Source organism: Actinomadura chibensis NBRC 106107, assembly GCF_001552135.1.
Classification (GTDB): domain Bacteria; phylum Actinomycetota; class Actinomycetes; order Streptosporangiales; family Streptosporangiaceae; genus Spirillospora; species Spirillospora chibensis.
Genome location: NZ_BCQP01000002.1, coordinates 41,506 through 59,104 on the forward strand (window position 1 = coordinate 41,506; position 17,599 = coordinate 59,104).

Consider the following 17,599-nt stretch of genomic DNA (forward strand, 5'->3'; position numbering starts at 1 on the left):
AAAGCGCGCCATGGCTGCGACGCCTATCATGCATGGGTGCTCCCCGTGAACACGGGGTTGGTCCCTATAGCAGCCCAGGTGGTGAGTGCTCCCCGTGCACGCGGGGATAGCCGGTTGGCGCAGGGATCGCCTGCGCCACCCGTTTGCTAAGGCGCTGATTGGACGCGCTATTTGGCGACGAAATCCGTCAGCGTCTTAATTACCCAGTATGTCGCTTTCGCAACGACCCCTAAGAGAACAACCACCTTCGTGATCCCCTTGAGGCTGACCTTGGGCTTCTCTCGAACCAACTCTCCTCCTCCACTCCCATGATCGGGAGCTAACTATAGAAGCCCAGGTGGACGGTACGGCGAGATACGATTCGAGATTGGCATATCTCTGCGCTCCGATGATTCTTTTGGTAGAGCGCAATTTGTGAGTGGCCGGTGGCCCCTTTCTCCGAATTTAGGGCGATTTGCTGGACCTTGCGACGGTCGATGCCGCGTTCCTCGGCGAGGTAGAGCTGGGAGAGCGGGCGACCCGGACCGTTGAGGCTCGCTCTGTACCCGTCCAACATCGACGTTGCCTGGATGGGGCCGTCCACCGTGAACGGGACGAGCCGTGCGAGGGGGTTGGCCATGTGATGACGCGCCAGACCGCCCGGATGGTCCCCATGGCTTCCCCTTTCTGTTTTCGCAGGTCAGCGGCTCCCGAAGCGACTTCCCCGGACCTCCCTGGGCGGTGGCTGAATAAGGGTGGCTCAGCCCTTCCCTAAGTGAGGGTTAAGGGGGTTCTTTGTGAGGGTGGGGCGGCTTAGCGTTCTGGGTGTCACATCGGAGACACGGCCGGAGGTGCACAGGCGGAGAGCAGAGCGAACGTCGGCTGAGGTTCCGACTGAGGTTCCTGTATGAGACAGGTTTCTGGCCCGCACGGCCTTGTAACCCCGCTCTGGGGCCGTGCGGGCCAGAATCCTCTCTACGTGCGGGGGAGGGCGCCCTGGAGGAGCAGGCGGAAGGCGTCGGCGGTGCCGGTGGCGGCGGTGTCGCCGGTGGCGAGGCGGCGGACGGCCAGGCCGTAGAGGAGGGCGACGACCGCGGGGGCGTGGCGTTCGGCGTCGGGGATTCCGAGGGCGGTGAGGACGGCCGCGGCCAGGCGGTCGTACGCCTCGACGGAGCGGGCCGAGGTCTCGCGGAGGGACGGTTCCCGGGCGGCGTGCAGGTGCAGTTCCAGGTTGGCGATCTGCTCCGGGCCGTGGGCGAAGGCCGCGACCGCTTTCTCCACCTCGTCGGGGGCGTCGGCCGGGGTCAGGGCCGTGAGGGCCGAGACGTGGGCCGTGATGCGGGCGATCTCGGTCTCGACGAAGGTCTGCAGGGCCTCGCGGAGAAGGTCCTCCTGGCTGGGGAAATGGTAGGTGAGGGAGCCCAGGGAGACGCCGGCGGCGCGGGCCACGGCGCGGTTGGTCACGGCGCCGATGCCCCGCTCGCCGATCAGGCGGAGGGCGGCCTGGACGATCTCGTCGCGCGCGCTCATCGGTGCACAGTCTTCCGCAGGATCGGCGGCTTCTGTATCGTTCGTTCGAACGAACGATACACCGGGAGGCGTGTGTGGTGCTGGGGCTGGCCGGGCAGGCGGGCGCGCTGGCGCGGGGGGAGGCGTCCGCGCGGGAGCTGGTCGAGGCGTCCCTGGAGAGCATCGGGCGGCAGGAGTCGCTCGGCGCGTTTCGGGTCGTGCGGGCGGAGGCGGCCCGGCGGGAGGCGGTCGAGGCGGACAAGCGGCTCGCGGCGGGGGAGCGGCTGCCGCTGCTGGGCGTTCCGGTCGCCGTGAAGGACGACACGGATGTGGCCGGGGAGACGACGCCGTTCGCCGTGGCCGGGGACCATCGTCCGGCGGCGCGGGACGGGGAGGTCGTGCGCAAGCTCCGGGCGGCCGGGGCGATCATCGTGGGGAAGACCACGACGTGCGAGCTGGGGCTGTGGCCGTTCAGCGAGTCGCCCGGATTCGGGGCGGCGAGGAATCCGTGGAATCCCGAATACACGCCGGGCGGGTCGTCGGGCGGATCGGCGGCCGCCGTGGCGGCGGGAATGGTCGCGGGCGCGGTCGGTTCCGATGGCGCCGGATCGATCCGCATTCCGGCGGCCTGGACGGGGCTCGTCGGCATCAAACCGCAGCGGGGACGGGTCTCCGCCCATCCGCACACCGATCCGTTCAACGGGCTCACGGTCTGGGGGCCGCTCGCCAGGAACGTCGCCGACGCGGCGCTTCTGCTCGATGTGCTGAGCGGGAGCCATCGCGAGGATGTGTACCGGCTCGACCCGTCGGCGACGCCTTTCGCGGAGGCGGCGAGGAGGGAGCCGGGGAGGCTGCGCGTCGCCGTTTCGTTTCGGACGGCGTTCGGCGTCAGCGGGAAACTCGATCCGGAGATCCGGGGCGCTGTCGAGCGGGTGGCGCGGAGATTGACGGGGCTCGGGCACAAGGTCTTCCCCGCCGATCCCGATTACGGGTTGGTGGGGCTCGGGCTCATTCCTCGCGGCACGGCCGGGGTCGCCGAATGGCTCGACTCCATTCCGGGGGCGCGTCCGGAGCGGCGGACGGAGGTCGAGGCGCGGATCGGTCGCACGGTCGGCAGACGCCTGCTGCCCTTGGCGAAACGCATGGACCCTTATCTAAGAAGAAGGGTCGGGCGGATCTTCCAGGTCGCCGACGTGGTACTGACCCCGACGACCGCGCGCCCGCCGCTGAAAGTGGGCGCCTTCGACGGGAAGGGGTACCGGGAGACGCAGTCCGGAGTCGCCGCCGCGTGCCCCTACGCGTGGACGTGGAACGTGCTCGGCTGGCCCGGAATCAACGTCCCGGCGGGATTCACCGGGCACGGGCTGCCGATCGGGGCGCAGCTCCTCGGGCACGACTCCGATGAGGCGACGCTGATCTCGCTCGCCGCGCAGTTGGAGGCCGCCGAGGGATGGGCCGAACGGCGCCCGCGCGAACTCAGTAGCCCGCTCCGGTGAGCATTCCGCCGTCGACGAGGACTTCGCTGCCCGTGCAGTAGGACGAGTCGTCCGACGCGAGGTAGACGACGAGTCCCGAGACCTCTTTCGACTTTCCCATGCGGCCGAGGGGAAGGGCTTTCAGGAAGGCGTCGGCGCTGTCCGCGGTGGCGGCGACGACGTCCTCCTGGAGGGAAAGCGGCGTCAGGACGCCACCGGGATGAATGGAGTTCACCCGTATCCCGTATTGGCCGAGTTCCCGCGCGGCGGCCTTGGTGAGGCCGCGGACGCCGAACTTGCTGGCGCTGTAGGCGGCGAGGCCGGACGCGCCGATGAAGCCCTCCGTCGAGGACACGTTGACGATCGATCCGCCGCCCGCCGCCCGCATCGGCGCGATGACGGACTTCACCCCGAGCCACTGCCCGAGCAGGTTCACGTCGACGACCCGGCGGAACTCCTCGACGGACATCTCCTCGATGGTCTTGTGCCGGATGATCCCCGCGTTGTTGACGAGGACGTCCAGCCGACCGAAGACGGAGGTGGCGGTCTCGACGGCGGCGGTCCAGTCGTCCGGGCGCGTCACGTCCATGGCGACGAAGCGGGCGTCGGCGCCGAGGTCGGCGGCGAGCTTCGCGCCCTCGTCCGCGAGGACGTCGCCGAACACCACCTTGGCGCCCTCGTCCAGGAACCGGCGGACGTGGGACTTGCCCATCCCGCGCGCGCCGCCGGTGATCAGCGCCACCTTGCCGTCCAGTCGCCCCATCAACGCTCCTCCAGCCGTGCCGTGCCGCGCGCCCGTATGACCGTCAACCTAGCGAACGCTTGGTCAAGGGAACAAGCCTAGCCGGTGCGCAGGCCGTCGAAGAGGAGCGCCAGCATCCGGTCGGAGTAGGCGGACGGGTCGGAGGTGCGCTCGGCGGCGACGCCGATCGCGTTGGTGATGCGCAGCAGGTCGCGCGGGCCGACCTCGGGACGGATGGCGCCCGCGCGCTGCGCCCGGTCCAGCAGCCGCCCGAGCGCGTCGCAGATCGCGGCGGCGGCGGCGCCGAGCCCGGTGTGCGCCCATTCCGCCGACATCGCCTCGATGATCACCGTGGCGGTGCCGCGCGGGGTGGCCGCGCCGGTCAGGTAGGTGCGCAGCCAGCGGCCGAGCGCGGCCTCGGCGTCCAGCGCCTCGGCCTCCGGGTCGGGCGCGGGCTCGGCGAGGAGCTCGTCGGCGTGCGCGAGCAGCGCGTCGATCCGGTCGCGCAGGACGGCGTGCAGCAGGGCGTCCCTGGTCGGGAAGTGGCGGTAGAGCGTCCCGGAGCCGACCCCGGCCCGCTTCGCGATGTCGTCGAGGGACGCGCCCGTGCCGTGCTCCATGAACGCGGTGCGGGCCGTCGTGATCAGTCGTTCGTAGTTGCGGCGGGCGTCGGCCCGCATCGGCCGGGTGTCCAAGGGCACCGTCCAGCGGGTGTCGCGGATGACCTGGGGTTGTCACCGTCTACTTGCAGATGAGATTGCCATTTTCCGCAACTCCGCGCCACCCGCCGCCGCGCCACCCGCCCGGGCCCCGCCGTCCGGCCCGCCTCACGAGGCAAGGGCGTCGCGGGACAGGCGGTCCGCCCTGCGGGTCGTCTCCGGCAGCCGGTACCGGGGCGACAGGGCGAGGACGTTGCGGCACGCCGTGTCGAGGTCGGTGCGGTGGCCGACCGACACGAACACCGGTTTCACGCCGTCCTGCGTGCGGAGGACGCGTCCGACGACCTCGCCGCCGTCCACGAGCGGGCTGGTGTCGCCGCGCCGCGGTCCGGGCGGCGCGTACGTCCCGACGAACGCGGTCTTGCCCACGCCGACGCACGGCAGGCCGGTCAGCACGCCGAGGTGGCACGCGAGCCCGAACCGGCGCGGGTGCGCGACGCCGAACCCGTCGCAGACGAGCAGGTCGGGGGACGTCCTGAGGCCGCGCAGCGCGTCGAGCAGCGCGGGCAGCTCGCGGAACGCGAACAGCCCGGGGACGTAGGGGAACGCGGCCGTGCCGACGACGACCGACTCCTCGACGACGTCCAGGGTCGTCCCGTCGAGGACGACGACCGCGGCGGCGAGCCGGTCGCCCCGCCCGTCGCCCGCGTAGGAGACGTCGAGGCCCGCGACCGCGCGCGGCTCGGCGGGGCCGGGGACGTCCAGTTCCAGGAGCGGGCGCAGCCGGTCCTGGACCGCCTCGGCGGCCGCCGCGCCGGACGGCCACTCGTGCAGGTCCCGTACCTCCATGAATCCGAACATTACGCCGGATGTTATGTATTGATCGAACGGGATTCGGAGGTGGGCATGGACGGGATCAGCCTGACCGGGACGAGACTCGACGGCCGCACGGCGGTGGTGACCGGCGGCGCGGGCGGCATGGGACGCGCGATCTGCGCCGACCTCGCCGCGCTCGGCGCCCGCGTCGTCGTCGCCGACCGGGACGAGGCGGGCGCCCGCGAGGTCGCGGACGCGCTCGGCGGCGTCGCGGCCCCGGTCGACCTCGCCGACACCGGCGCCGTCGACGCGTTCGCCGCCGGGATCGGGCCGGTCGACGTGCTCGTCCACAACGCGGGCATCGCGATCATCGAGCCGTTCACCGCCAGCGACCCCGCGCACTGGGACCTGATGTGGCGCGTCAACCTGCGCGCGCCCATGCAGCTCACGCACCGGCTCCTGCCCGGCATGACCGAGCGCGGCTGGGGACGGCTCGTGTTCGTCTCCTCGGACGGCGCGCGTGCGGGCGGCGGCGGGGAGGCGGCCTACGCGGCGACGAAGTCCGGGCTGTTCGGGCTCGCGAAGACGCTGGCGCGGGAGGCGGCGCGCGGCGGCGTCACGTCCAACGTCGTGTGCCCCGGGCCGACGGACACGCCGATGCTGCGCCGGGGCGGCGCCGACCCCGACTCCGGGATGCTCGACAAGTTCGTCAAGCAGATCCCGCTGCGCCGGATCGGGCGTCCGGACGACGTCGCCGGGCTGGTCGCCTTCCTCTGCACCGACCGCGCCGGATACATCACCGGCCAGACGATCTCCGTCAGCGGCGGCATCACGATGCAGTGAGCCCCCGGCCGGCGGCCCGCGTCAGCCGAGGTGGTGGACGGGCTCGGTCGCCGGGTCGGCGGCGCGCCGGGCCGGGCGCGTGCGGCCGAACTCCAGCGTGAGCAGCGCGGCGGCCAGCCAGGCGATGTCGAACCACGACCGGAACACCACGTTGCGCGGCTTGTAGGACGGCCTGAACTTCTTGTCGAACAGGTACAGCGACTCCACCGCGATCCACGGGTCGAGCAGGTGCAGGGCGCGGTAGCCGACCTTCTCCAGGGGTGTGCGGTCCGCGGCGTCGAGCAGCTCGCGGAACGCGGCGAAGTTCAGCGACACGACGCCGTGCCCGCGCTCGCCCGCGTACTCGATCATGTCGACGATCAGCCGCTCGTTGACGCCGTTGGGCCCGTCCGGGTCGCGGCGCATCGCGTCCAGGCTGACGCCCTCGCCCGCCGTCACGTACCGCTGGAACGCGATGGGCTCCTTGTCGCGGTCGTAGGCGACGGCGACGAGCGCGCCGGGGTGGTAGCCGGTGAGCAGCTCGTCCAGGTTCATGGAGAAGCCGCGCTCGGCGGCGCCGCCGAGCGAGCGGGACGCGACCTCCAGCAGCCGGTCGCGCAGCGCGGGCGCGAGCTCCCGCTCCGGGACGATCTCGGACGTCACCCCCGCGTTCTCCGTCCGCCGCACCGCCTGCCGGACGTTGCGCATCGCCCGCCCGGACAGCGTGAACTCCTCCGGTCGGACCACGACCTCGTCGCCGAAGCCGATGGAGCGGAACCGCCCCCACACCGGGAGGAGGCCGTCGCTCGCGCCGAGCACGGCGGGACGCCAGCCGGTCGTCCGGCACAGCGAAAGGAACGCGCGGACGGCGGCGGCGTGCGAGGCGGGGTCGCCGACCGGGTCGCCGCCCGCCACCGCCAGCCCGAACAGGACGCGGTAGCCGATCGCGGCGCGCCCGTCCGGGCTGAACACGTACGCCTTGTCGCGGCGCAGCGCGAACGGGGCGAGGGTGTCGGAGCCGGGATGCGCGACGAGGCCCGCGACGCGGCGGCGCTCGGCCTCGTCGCCGGGCGGCGGCGCCGGGTCGGAGGCGAGCAGCGTGACGACGATGACGAGCAGCCCGGCCGCGCCCGCGAGCGCGAGCACGCCGGGCAGCCACGACGCGCCGTCGATGGGCGCGCCGGTCGCGCCGAGCCCGCCCGCGACCTGCCCGACCGACCGGACCGACAGGCCGCCGAGGACGAGCGACCCGGCGACCGCGCCGACCACGAGGAACGCCCCGGTCTTCACGGCCGCGCGGACGCGCTCGGGATGCGGCCGCACCGGGAACCGCCCGCGCTCCAGCCACAGCCCGCCGAGGACGGCGGTGAGCAGCGGCAGCCGCCAGGCCGGGTCGTCCCCGGTCAGGACGGCGAGCAGGCCGAGCAGCACCAGCAGGACGAGCGCGTACCAGGCGGCGCGGCGGCGCAGCAGGACGCCGCGCGCGACGAGCAGCAGCGCGAGGCCGAGCGCCACGGCGTGCGCCGGGAGCAGCGGGCTGCCGGTGACCAGCCGGGACAGCCGCCCGAGCCACTCCGGCGACCCGGTCGCCGCCGGGACGACGACCAGCGCGGCGACGGCCAGCGTGACGGCGGCGAGCGGCCACACCGGCCGCGCCCCGCCCAGTCGCGCGGCGGACGGGGCCCGCGTCGCGCCGTGCGCCGCGCCGTGCGCCGCGCATCCCGGCCGCGCCGGGAGTGAGGGGTCGTCCCCCCAGGATGAATCGCCTTGCACGAAGGACACCTCCGCTGGGCCCACAACCAAGATCCTTAGGAACTCATTCCCCGGACCGGACGTTGGTCATGTCCCCACACTTCAGGTTACGGCGGGGGCGGGCGCGCCCGGAAACAGATCCCTTCCCACGTCGGGGCCCTTCGCACACGGTCTAGTGTCGGAGTGGTGAAGAGGCTGCTGATCGTGCACCACACGCCGTCGCCGAACGTCCAGGCGATGTTCGAGGCGGTCCGGTCCGGGGCGGGCGCCGACGAGATCGAGGGCGTGGACGTCGTGACCCGTCCGGCGCTCGGGGCCACCGCCGTGGACGTCCTCGAAGCGGACGGCTACCTGCTCGGCTCGCCGGTCAACCTCGGCTACCTGTCCGGGGCGCTGAAGCACTTCTTCGACCAGGTCTACTACCCGTGCCTGGAGGAGACCGTCCGGCGGCCGTTCGGGGCGTACCTGCACGCGGGCAGCGACGCGGCGGGCGCGCTGCGCGCCCTTGAGTCGATCACCACGGGGCTGAAGTGGCGGGCCGTGCGTCCGCCCGTGGTCGTGACCGGGGAGCCGTCCAGGGCGGATCTGGAGGCGTGCTGGGAGCTCGGCGCGGTCACGGCGGCGGAACTCGCCGCCCTCTGAATGACCGGCGCCCGCTGACCTACGGTGCCAGGGCGGGCGGGTCCCGATAGCGTGCCCCCATGAGCGGATTCCGGCATGTGGCGATGTTCAGGTGGGCCGAGGGCACGACCACCGGCCAGCAGGACGAGGTCGCGGCGCGGCTGGGCGAACTGCCCGGCGTCGTCCAGGAGATCCGGGAGTACAGCCTCGGGACGAACGCCGGGGTGAACCCGGGCGGGTACGACTTCGTCGTGGTCGCCGACTTCGCCGACCGCGACGGCTACCTGGCCTACCGCGACCACCCGGCGCACCGGGCGATCGTGGAGGAGTACGTGACGCCGATCGCGGCGGAGCGCGCGGCCATCCAGTACGAGCTGTAGCCGCGCGCTCGCGGGGCGCCGACCTCGGCCGGACGCGCCGCGCCCGACCCCCTCGGGCGCCCCGCAGAATCCCCTAGCAAGCGCTTGTGCCTGAATGATTTTCAGGTTACGTTCCTGGAAGACGCCCTCCGGGGACGGATCGCGCCCCGTCCCCGGTGGGCGCCACGCCGTCCCTTTCCGCGTCCCGCCTCCCCGCGAGGGCTCAGCCCCTGCTCCGGATGCTGAGGATCTCCTCGCGGAGCTGCTGCGGAGTCGGCGCCTCCGCCAACCGCGGACCCCCGCGCGTCGGCACCAGCGCCCACCACGACCCGGTCGACTCGCCGTACCAGACCCGCACGCCCGGGAACTGCTCCTGCAGGCCGCGCGCTGTGGCGGCCCGCATGGCGGCGGGCGTGGGCTCGTCGCGACCGGCGGCGCCCCGTTGAGCCGTCATGCCGCCCTCCCCCCGTCGATCTCTCCGGTAACAGCGTCCCCACGGGCCAAAGCGTCACCCCTACTCGGCAAATTGTGACTAAGCACACTATGGGGCTTAGGGGACTCGCACCGTGGGATACCGCGCCGGGTGTACTCCAACGGATGTACACGGCCGGGCGGATGACACCGCGCGTCCGATGTGTCGGGGCCCGCCTAGAGGCAACGCTGTACCAGCCGTCACATTCCCCAGTGCCCGGACGTCAGGTCACCGACGGCGGCATGCGGACGGACGCATCCAGCCGGACGCACACAGACGACGCGGCACGCACACGAAGGTGGTTCCCCATGAGGCTGGCCCGGCTCGCCCGATTCTGCTATCGGCGGCGGCGCCTGACGGTGGCGGGCTGGATCGCCGGCCTGGTCGTCGCGCTGGTGGTCGGCTTCGGCTTCGCGGCCGAGCCGCTGAACGACTTCTCCGGCGGGAACTCGGGGTCGGCGAAGGCGAGCGACATCCTCGACGAGCACTTCCCGAAGCAGAGCGGCGACGAGATCACCCTCGCCGTCTACGCCCCGGGCGGCGTCCAGAGCCCCGAGGTCAAGGCGAAGGTCGAGCAGGCGATCGGACGGCTCGCCAAGACGCCGCACGTGTCCTCGGTGTCGTCGCCCTACGCGACGCCGGGGCAGGTGTCCAAGGACGGGAAGACGGCGTTCGCCGCCGCGAACCTGGACGTCACGTCCGACGAGATGCCGAAGTCCGACGTGAAGAAGCTGCTGGACGACGTCCGCACCGACTCCGGCCCGGTCCAGATCGAGCTGGGCGGCTCGGCCGTGGACTCCGCCGAGACGCCGGGCGGCGGGCCGTCCGAGGGCATCGGCGTGATCGCCGCGATGGTGATCCTGCTCGTCGCGTTCGGCTCGGTGCTCGCGATGGGCCTGCCGATCCTGACCGCGCTGTTCGGCATCGGCACCGGGCTCTCGCTGATCATGCTGATCGGGCACCTGCTGCCCGCACCGTCGTTCAGCCCGATCGTCGCGGCGCTCATCGGGCTCGGCGTCGGCATCGACTACGCGCTGTTCATCGTCACCCGCTACCGGGAGGAGCTGCACGCCGGGAACGACCCCGAGGACGCGACCGTCACCGCCGTCACCACCGCCGGGCGCGCCGTCCTGTTCGCGGGCACCACCGTGGTGATCGCGCTGATGGGCCTGTTCGTCATGCAGCAGAGCCTGCTGAACGGCGTCGCGGTCGCGGCCGGCGTCACGGTCCTGATGACGATGTTCGCCGCGGTGACCCTGCTGCCCGCCCTGCTCGGCTTCGCCGGGCGCGCCATCGACCGGCTCCGGCTGCCGGGCACCCGGCACGGCGCCGGGGGCGGGCGCCGCCCGCTCGCCGAGCGGTGGGCGCGGGTCGTGCAGCGGCACCCGGTCCTCGCGGGGCTGTGCGCGGCCGGGATCCTGCTGGTCCTCGCGGTGCCCGCGCTGTCGATGCGGCTCAGCCTGCCCGACTCCAGCGTCCAGCCGCACGACCACAGCGGCTACCAGGCGAGCCAGATCATGGCGCGCGGCTTCGGGCCCGGCACGGCCGCGCCGCTGATCCTCGTCACCGAGGGCGGGACGCCGGCCGACGCGGGACGGCTCGCCGAAGCGGTCCGGCGGACGCCGGGCGTCGCGGCGGTCCAGCCGCCGCGCACCAGCGCGGACGGCGCCGCGTCCATCGTCGTCGCGTTCCCGACGACCGGCGTGCAGGACGAGGCGACGCCGAGGCTCGTCCACACGCTGCGCGACGACGTCATCCCCGGCGTGAGCAAGGGGACGGGCGCGCACACCTACGTCGGCGGGCAGAACGCCGCGTCCATCGACTTCGCGGAGAGCGTGAGCACCCGGCTGCCGTGGCTGATCGCCGTCGTGGTCGGCCTGTCGCTGCTGCTGCTCGTCGTCCTCGTCCGGTCGCTGACGGTGGCGCTGCAGGCGGCGGTGATGAACCTGCTGTCGATCGCGGCGGCGTACGGGGTGGTGACGGCGGTCGTCCAGTGGGGCTGGGCGGGGCGCCTGCTCGGGTTCCCGACCGACATGCCGGTGACGACGTGGGTGCCGCTGATGATGTTCCCGATCCTGTTCGGGCTCTCGATGGACTACGAGGTGTTCCTCGTGTCCCGCATCCGCGAGACGTACGAGTCGGGCGTCGCGACCCGGGAGGCGGTCGCGCTCGGGCTGTCCCGCACCGCCCGCGTGATCACCGCCGCCGCGGCGATCATGGTGATGGTGTTCCTGTCGGTGCTGCTCGGCGCGGACGTCGCGGTCAAGCAGATGGGCCTCGGGCTCGGCGTGGCGATCCTGATCGACGCGACGGTCGTGCGGCTGGTGCTCGTCCCGGCGCTGATGGAGCTGTTCGGCGAGGCGAACTGGTGGCTTCCGCGCCCGCTGGCGAGGCTGCTGCCCCCGCACCGGGGCGAGTCCGCCGCGGCGCGGCCCCCGGCGGAGGTGCGCGGCTAGGGCGCCGGGGACGCGGCCGGGTGGACGTTGATGCCGTCGAACATCACCTTGAGGTAGTGCTCGGCGAGCCCCTCGGCGTCCAGCCGGCCGCCCGGCCGGAACCAGCGGACCGCGACCCAGATCGTGTCGCGGATCATCCGGTAGGTGAGCTGGGGGTCGAGGTCGGCGCGGAACAGGCCGCGCCGCTGGCCGGACGCGAGGGCGTCCACCCAGATCTTCTCGACCTCCTCCTCGGACCTCGTGAGGTAGGCGAACCGGTCCATGCCCTTGAGGTAGTTCCAGTCGTTTTGCATGACCGTGATCGCGGCGCGGTGCGGCTCCAGGCTCTCGAACGCGACCCGGACGAGCCCCGCGACCGTCTCGCGCGGGTCCGCGCTCTCGTCGACCACCCGCTGGTAGGCCGCCATGATCTCGGTGAAGAAGCCCGCGAGGATCTCGTCGACGATCGACTCCTTGGAGTCGAAGTGGTGGTACAGGCTGCCCGACAGGATGCCCGCCTCGTCGGCGATGTTGCGGACCGTCGTGGCCTGGAAGCCCTTCTCGGCGAACAGTTCCGCGGCCAGCCGCACGAGGTGCTCGCGCCGCTCCGACGCCGGGCCGGACGAGCCCCTGCCGCGGCGGCGGGACCCGCCCTCGCCGGCGGCGCGGCTTCTCGATCGTCCGGAGTCAGCGCTCGTGGTCGTCACCCCCTCATTATGCCGTGCCGGCATCGCCCGGTCGCCCAACCGCTTGCTCGGTAGGGAGTACCAGGGTAGGGGCTGCACCAAGCGCTTGGTACGGCCCGCCGAGGGGTTCGGCGGGGGCGCGTCCCGCATAGGGTCTGGGACATGTCCGATGTGATCGTTTTCGACCTGTTCGGAGTCATCGCCCGCGGCCAGGCCCCCGAGTCGGTGCGGCGGATCGAGGAGATCGCCGGGACGGGCGGCGCGCCGTTCTGGGAGGCGTACTGGTCGTGCCGCCCCGCCTACGACGCCGGGCGGGAGAGCGCGGCCTACTGGGCGGACGTCGCGGCCGTCCTCGGCACCGCGTTCCCCGACGTCCCGGCCCTGATCGAGGCCGACCTCGACAGCTGGACCGAGGTGGACGAGGAGATGGTCGCCCTCGTCCACGAGCTCGCCGACGGCGGCCGGACGCTCGGGCTCCTGTCGAACATCATCGACGACCTCGTGCCCCGCTTCGAGGCCCGGCACGGCGGCTGGCTCGGCCGGTTCGACGCGCTCACCTACTCCTGCCGCATCGGCGTGGCCAAGCCCGATCCGCGCGCCTACGAGATCTGCGCCGAACGGCTCGGCGTCGCCCCGTCGGACGTCCTGTTCATCGACGACACCGAGCGCAACATCGCCGCCGCCCGCGCCCTCGGCATGCGCGCCGAGCTGTTCGAGTCCCCGGCGCAGGTCCGCGCGTTGCTATGAGCGGGGCGGGGACTCCGGCGGGGGCGGCAGCTCCTCGGCGGCCTCGGCGGCCTTGGCGAGGCGTTCGCGCAGCGTCCTGACGAGCTCGTGACTCTGCCCGTTCAGCCGCTGGATCGCGGGCAGCGCGAGGTCCTCGCGGACGGTGTCGGCGAGCAGCTCGTCGTACTCGTGCGCCTTCTCCGCGATCGTCTCCAGGTGGCGCTGGGCGTGCAGGGCCTCGTCCGCGGCCCGCGCGCTCCGCGCGTACCGCTCCAGCGCCTCGACGCGGCGCGTCACGGCCGCGACGGACACGTCGAGCTTGTCGCGCAGCGGCCGCAGCGCCGCCTCCACCTCCGGCAGCGTCGCGCCCTCGGCCAGCTCCCGCTGCTCGGTCCGCAGCCTGGACTGCCGCGCGAGGACCTGCGCGATCTCCCATTCCTCGCGGGGGAGCGTGACGGCGTTGGCGACCGCGTCCAGCATGCCCTCGCGGTTGACCTCCGAGGCGGTGACCGCGTCCACCGCCGCCTGGACGCGGGCGAGCAGCGCCCGCCCCTCGTCGTCGAAGTCGTCCGGGACGAAGTAGCGGTCGCGGCTGCGTTCCAGCTCCCGGGCGCGCCGCAGGTCGAGCGACACCGACGGGGTGCCGAGCGCGACCAGCACCGCGAGCATGCCGAGCGCGATCAGCCACAGCGAGCCGAGCAGCGGGTGCCCGACCAGCCCGAGCCCGAGGACCGACAGCGGCGCGAGCCACACCAGCGGGCGGCGGCGCGCGACGAGCGTGTCCAGCTCGGCGCGCAGCGCCGGGTCGGCGACCGGGCGCGGCTCGGCGGGGGCGGCGTCCGCGGCGGCGCGGGGCGGCGCGATCCGCCGCCAGTACGTGGACACGTGCGTCTCGAACGCGAAGTCGGTCCGCGCGATCTCGATCTCGACCGGGCCCGCGGGCAGCGGCCACGAGCCGACCGGGTCGCCGCCGCCGGGACCGGTGAAGCGCACCCACCAGCCGCCCTTGCCCTGGTCGCACCGGTAGCGGCCGGGGGCGACGTCGATCCCGACGAAGAACGTCCCGACACCCGGTATGGAATCGCTCCACGTGCCACTGGTCACCGGCGACCTCCGACCCGACTGCTCCGCCGTGCCACCCCGCCCGTCACGGCGGGGACCGTCAAGCCCGTGACAGGAGGAACGTCCGGGGGACGGCACAAGTTGCAGTACCCACTACCGGGTCGGGAAAGCCGCGTTCGGTTTGGAATACTCCACGCGTGCGTCCTGAATACGACCCCCGCGACGATCCGCCCTGGGCGATGCAACTGGTGGTGCGCGCCGAGAAGGCCGACCCGCCGGGCCATCGCGCCGTGTGCGAGGCGGCGGCCACGGCGGTCGTGCGGCTGCTCACCGACCCGCGCGCGGCCGAGCCCGGCGGGGAGTGGCACGGCGCCGTCCTGGAATGGGAGTCGCGCCGCATCCGGAAGGTGACGCGGCGGGCGCGCGGGGTGCGGTGGCCGGAGGCCGGGGCGCTGCCGGGCGTGACCGTCGAGCACGCGGACGCGCAGGTGCGGGCGTTTCCGCCGGGGCCGGTGGCCGACGTCCCGCCCGCGCTGGCGAAGCTCCAGGTCGCCGGGCTCGACCTGGCGGACGAGGGCGCCGGGCCGCCGCCCGCCCCGCCGTACGCGGTGATCGCGATCAACCCGGACGTGACGATGACCACCGGGAAGGCCGCCGCGCAGTGCGGCCACGCCGCCCAGCTCCTGCTGCGCGGGGGGAAGCGCAAGGACGTCGCCGCCTGGGTGGACGGCGGCGCCCGCGTCCACCTCGCGACGGACGTCCCGTGGAAGCGGTGCGTGAAGGAGGCGGCGGTGGCGGTCCGCGACGGCGGGTTCACCGAGGTCCCGCCCGGCACGATGACGGCGATCGCCTGGATCGTCCGGAAGTAGCGCGCGGCGCGCCGGGCCGCCCCCGGCGCGCCGCGCGGCCGTCACGGCAGGACGACGGCGACCGGGTCGATCCCGGCCTTCCGGATCAGGGACGGCAGCCGTCCGGCGAACGGATGGTGGTCGGTGGGCAGCCCGCGCGGGTTGTCCACCACGTAGTGGACGACCCCGCCGCTCCGGCGCTCGGTCCACGTCGCGCCGGCGGCGCGCAGCACGGCCGCGGCCTTCGCCGCGTCCGCCGCCCTCACCGACACGCGGATCGGCGACTCGTACGACGGCAGCCCGGCCGCCTGCTCCGCCGCCTTCGCGGTGGCGGCCGCCTGCGGCGCGCGCGCCGGGTCAGGGCCGAGGATCGCGTTGTAGAGCAGCTTGGCCGTCCCGTCGCTGAACGCGCGGAAGTTGGGGTCGGCCGCGAACAGCACGGACCGCCCCTTGTCCACGGCCTGGTCGACGACGGCGGCGGTGCCGCCGAGCTCGGCCGCGCCCCGCTCGAACCCGGACACGAACCAGTCGGGCGAGTCCGCCGCCGGGTAGGACACGGCGACGCCGCTGGACGCCCGCATGACCATGTCGTAGGACGTGAAGTTCCACGCTGTCGCGCCCACGCCCTTCGCGAGCGGGCTGCTCCCGTCCACCTTGACGCGGAACAGCGTGCCGGGGATGTCGGACGTCGGCTCGGCCAGCGTCGCCGTCGTCAGCCCGAGGCGGGCGGCGAGCTGCGTGCCGCCCTGCCAGCCGATGTAGCGGCCGCCGTCGCGCGTCCACCGCTGGAGCGCGGCCCGCCCGGCGTCGCCGAGCGCGGTGTAGGCGGGGCCCGCCGGACCGTCCGGCGTCACCAGGACCTCGATCCCGGCGAGCCCGCCCGCCGCGACGTCGGCCGGGGTGAGCAGGGTGAACGGCAGCTTCCACTCGCGGTCGAGGCGGCTCCGCAGCCAGCCGGTCGACTGGCGCGCGGCCGACGACGTCGCCGACAGCTGCAGCACGCCGAGCCCCGGCGCCCTGCCGTCGTGTCCCGGACGCGCGGCCGGGAGCGTCCCCACCGGCACGGCGGTCGGCCGCAGCACCGCGCCCGACGACCCGCCGGACACGTTCCCGAGCAGCGGCAGGCTCCACGCCGTCACGTCGTAGAAGTAGGGGAACGGCGTGTAGGAGTCCTCGTTGAGCATGGCCTGGATCCAGTGCTTCTGGCCCTGCGCCATCGAGATCCAGTAGGTCCCGGCGGGCAGCGTCGTCCTCGCCTCGGCGCGCCCGTACTCCTTGAAGTCCGGGACGGTCAGCGGCCGGACGAGCCGCTCCACCCGCACGCCCATCCGCTGGAGCCGCCGCACGATCAGGCCGACCTGGGCGTGCTTGGCGGGGACGTCGTCCCGCAGGAAGTAGCTCCGCACCTTCCGGTCGGGCACCGGGCGGTCGATCTGGTTCGGCGGGTTGTAGATCTGGTTGGGCTCCAGCCTGCCCGCCCTGCCCTGCTCGTAGGCGTCCACGGTCATCTGCCGCCACTCGCCGAGGATGCGGTGCCGGTTGCGCGCCGCCGCCGACAGCGACACCCACTGCGTGAGGTACTGCTCCTTCACGCGCTCCGGGTACGGGCTCTCGTCGCCCTTCTCGTACGTCATCCCGGCCGCGTGGAACGCGCTGGTCGGAACCGAGTCGCCGTAGCCCTGGTAGAAGAGGTCGTACACGTCGCGGTTGAAGAAGTCGATGCCCTGCCGGGTGAACTCGGCGGCCATCGCCGCGCCGTACAGGTCGTTGATCCAGCCGACCGCCTGCTCGGGCGTCTCGTGGTAGATCGGGTCGGCGTTGGGCGGGAAGAAGAACGACGTCCCGCCCATCTCGTGCGCGTCGATGTAGAGCGCGGGCGGGTACTGGTTCAGCATCGCGAGCTTGCCGTCGGTCTCCGGCTGGGTGCGCGCGAACCAGTCGCGGTTCATGTCGAAGCCGTAGGCGTTCTGGCGCGTCGCCGCCTCGCGGCCGTCCGGGTTCTGCGTCGGCAGGACGATCACGAGCGCGTTGTCCAGGACCGACGCGGCGGCGCAGTCGGACCGGTCGCCGAGGTCGCGGAGCACCCTCAGCGCCGCGTCCGTGCCGCTCGGCTCGTCGCCGTGGACGTTCCCGCTGACCCACAGGATCGGGACGCCGCGGTCGGTGATCCGCTTCGCGAGCGCGGCGGGCGTGCGCGGGTCGCGCAGCAGCCCCGCCTCCCGCCGCACCGTCGCCAGGCCCGCCTTGGAGACGAGGGCGGGACGCCCGACGATCGCGTACTTCAGCGGACGGCCCCGCGCCGTCGTCGCCAGCGTCCCGGACACGACCCGCTCGCTCTTCGCGGCGACCGTCTCCAGGTACCTGTCGGACTCGGCGGCGGTCGCCTGCCGCTCACCGAGGTCGAAGCCGAGGACCTGCTTGGGGGAGGGGACCTTGCCCCGGTAGACCGGTGCGGTCTGCGTGGGGTCGCAGCTCCCCGGAGGGGACGCCGGGGGCCGGGGCTGCGCGGCGGCGGGCGTCAGCAGCGACGCGGGCACCGCCAGGGACGCCGCCAGTGCCAGCGGCAACGCCAGTTTTCGGGCTCTCATGAGCCACAACGTGGCACCGGCCGGAAGGCCCACCAAGGGCAACTTCTG

At 73.3% G+C, this 17,599-nt stretch carries 16 protein-coding genes; 7 read left to right on the forward strand and 9 right to left on the reverse strand.

Features of this window, described 5'->3' with window-relative positions; genetic code table 11:
- Positions 1-954: 954 nt before the first annotated feature.
- The gene (locus ACH01S_RS01025; RefSeq protein ID WP_067884165.1) at positions 955-1,509 is read right to left on the reverse strand and encodes a TetR/AcrR family transcriptional regulator; all 555 of its coding nucleotides are present in this window, start codon (positions 1,507-1,509) and stop codon (positions 955-957) included.
- 74 nt (positions 1,510-1,583) lie between these two features.
- On the opposite strand from ACH01S_RS01025, the gene ACH01S_RS01030 reads away from it, so the two are divergent.
- On the forward strand, positions 1,584-2,984 hold the full coding sequence (locus ACH01S_RS01030; RefSeq protein ID WP_067884167.1) for an amidase: 1,401 nt from the start codon (positions 1,584-1,586) through the stop codon (positions 2,982-2,984).
- Here ACH01S_RS01030 and ACH01S_RS01035 read toward each other — a convergent pair.
- From ACH01S_RS01035 to ACH01S_RS01045, 3 genes are all read right to left on the reverse strand, one after another.
- Positions 2,965-3,726, reverse strand: coding sequence for a glucose 1-dehydrogenase (locus ACH01S_RS01035; RefSeq protein ID WP_067884169.1), 762 nt, complete (start codon positions 3,724-3,726; stop codon positions 2,965-2,967). The two genes, ACH01S_RS01030 and ACH01S_RS01035, sit on opposite strands and share 20 nt — an antisense overlap.
- Positions 3,727-3,803: 77 nt before the next feature.
- Positions 3,804-4,406, reverse strand: a complete 603-nt coding sequence (locus tag ACH01S_RS01040; protein WP_246178850.1) for a TetR/AcrR family transcriptional regulator — start codon at positions 4,404-4,406, stop codon at positions 3,804-3,806.
- Between the two features lie 126 nt (positions 4,407-4,532).
- Positions 4,533-5,213 carry an endonuclease V gene (locus tag ACH01S_RS01045; protein WP_067884480.1) on the reverse strand — a complete coding sequence of 227 codons (681 nt, stop codon included), beginning with the start codon at positions 5,211-5,213 and terminating at the stop codon, positions 4,533-4,535.
- Between the two features lie 57 nt (positions 5,214-5,270).
- Between ACH01S_RS01045 and ACH01S_RS01050 the strand changes: the two genes are divergently transcribed.
- Positions 5,271-6,023: an SDR family NAD(P)-dependent oxidoreductase gene (locus ACH01S_RS01050; protein WP_067884172.1), complete on the forward strand. Its 753-nt coding sequence runs from the start codon at positions 5,271-5,273 to the stop codon at positions 6,021-6,023.
- A 21-nt stretch (positions 6,024-6,044) separates the two neighbouring features.
- Here ACH01S_RS01050 and ACH01S_RS01055 read toward each other — a convergent pair whose 3' ends face one another.
- Positions 6,045-7,775 carry a bifunctional lysylphosphatidylglycerol flippase/synthetase MprF gene (locus tag ACH01S_RS01055; RefSeq protein ID WP_148344553.1) on the reverse strand — a complete coding sequence of 577 codons (1,731 nt, stop codon included), beginning with the start codon at positions 7,773-7,775 and terminating at the stop codon, positions 6,045-6,047.
- 165 nt (positions 7,776-7,940) lie between these two features.
- Here ACH01S_RS01055 and ACH01S_RS01060 point away from each other — a divergent pair, with 165 nt between their 5' ends.
- Together ACH01S_RS01060 and ACH01S_RS01065 are read left to right on the forward strand one after the other, a co-directional pair.
- Complete coding sequence (locus tag ACH01S_RS01060) at positions 7,941-8,396, forward strand: flavodoxin family protein (protein ID WP_148344554.1); 456 nt, start codon at positions 7,941-7,943, stop codon at positions 8,394-8,396.
- Positions 8,397-8,455: 59 nt separating this feature from the next.
- A complete protein-coding gene (locus ACH01S_RS01065) occupies positions 8,456-8,755 on the forward strand; it encodes a Dabb family protein (protein WP_067884178.1) in 300 nt (99 codons plus the stop codon).
- 202 nt (positions 8,756-8,957) lie between these two features.
- On the opposite strand, the gene ACH01S_RS01070 is transcribed toward ACH01S_RS01065, so the two are convergent.
- Positions 8,958-9,188, reverse strand: a complete 231-nt coding sequence (locus ACH01S_RS01070) for a hypothetical protein (protein WP_067884182.1) — start codon at positions 9,186-9,188, stop codon at positions 8,958-8,960.
- A 326-nt stretch (positions 9,189-9,514) separates the two neighbouring features.
- On the opposite strand from ACH01S_RS01070, the gene ACH01S_RS01075 reads away from it, so the two are divergent.
- On the forward strand, positions 9,515-11,662 hold the full coding sequence (locus ACH01S_RS01075; protein ID WP_067884186.1) for an MMPL family transporter: 2,148 nt from the start codon (positions 9,515-9,517) through the stop codon (positions 11,660-11,662).
- Here the strand turns inward: ACH01S_RS01075 and ACH01S_RS01080 are convergent.
- Complete coding sequence (locus tag ACH01S_RS01080; protein ID WP_246236893.1) at positions 11,659-12,348, reverse strand: TetR/AcrR family transcriptional regulator; 690 nt, start codon at positions 12,346-12,348, stop codon at positions 11,659-11,661. The genes ACH01S_RS01075 and ACH01S_RS01080 overlap by 4 nt on opposite strands.
- Before the next feature lie 141 nt (positions 12,349-12,489).
- Between ACH01S_RS01080 and ACH01S_RS01085 the strand changes: the two genes are divergently transcribed.
- On the forward strand, positions 12,490-13,074 hold the full coding sequence (locus tag ACH01S_RS01085) for an HAD family hydrolase (protein WP_067884191.1): 585 nt from the start codon (positions 12,490-12,492) through the stop codon (positions 13,072-13,074).
- On the opposite strand, the gene ACH01S_RS01090 is transcribed toward ACH01S_RS01085, so the two are convergent.
- A complete protein-coding gene (locus ACH01S_RS01090; RefSeq protein WP_067884195.1) occupies positions 13,069-14,157 on the reverse strand; it encodes an Rv1352/Rv1906c domain-containing protein in 1,089 nt (362 codons plus the stop codon). The two genes, ACH01S_RS01085 and ACH01S_RS01090, sit on opposite strands and share 6 nt — an antisense overlap.
- Positions 14,158-14,312: 155 nt before the next feature.
- Between ACH01S_RS01090 and ACH01S_RS01095 the strand changes: the two genes are divergently transcribed.
- The gene (locus ACH01S_RS01095; protein WP_067884198.1) at positions 14,313-14,984 is read left to right on the forward strand and encodes a peptidyl-tRNA hydrolase; all 672 of its coding nucleotides are present in this window, start codon (positions 14,313-14,315) and stop codon (positions 14,982-14,984) included.
- A 41-nt stretch (positions 14,985-15,025) separates the two neighbouring features.
- Here the strand turns inward: ACH01S_RS01095 and ACH01S_RS01100 are convergent, their stop codons facing one another.
- Positions 15,026-17,551, reverse strand: coding sequence for a M14 family zinc carboxypeptidase (locus tag ACH01S_RS01100; RefSeq protein WP_148344555.1), 2,526 nt, complete (start codon positions 17,549-17,551; stop codon positions 15,026-15,028).
- Between the last annotated feature and the right edge of the window lie 48 nt (positions 17,552-17,599).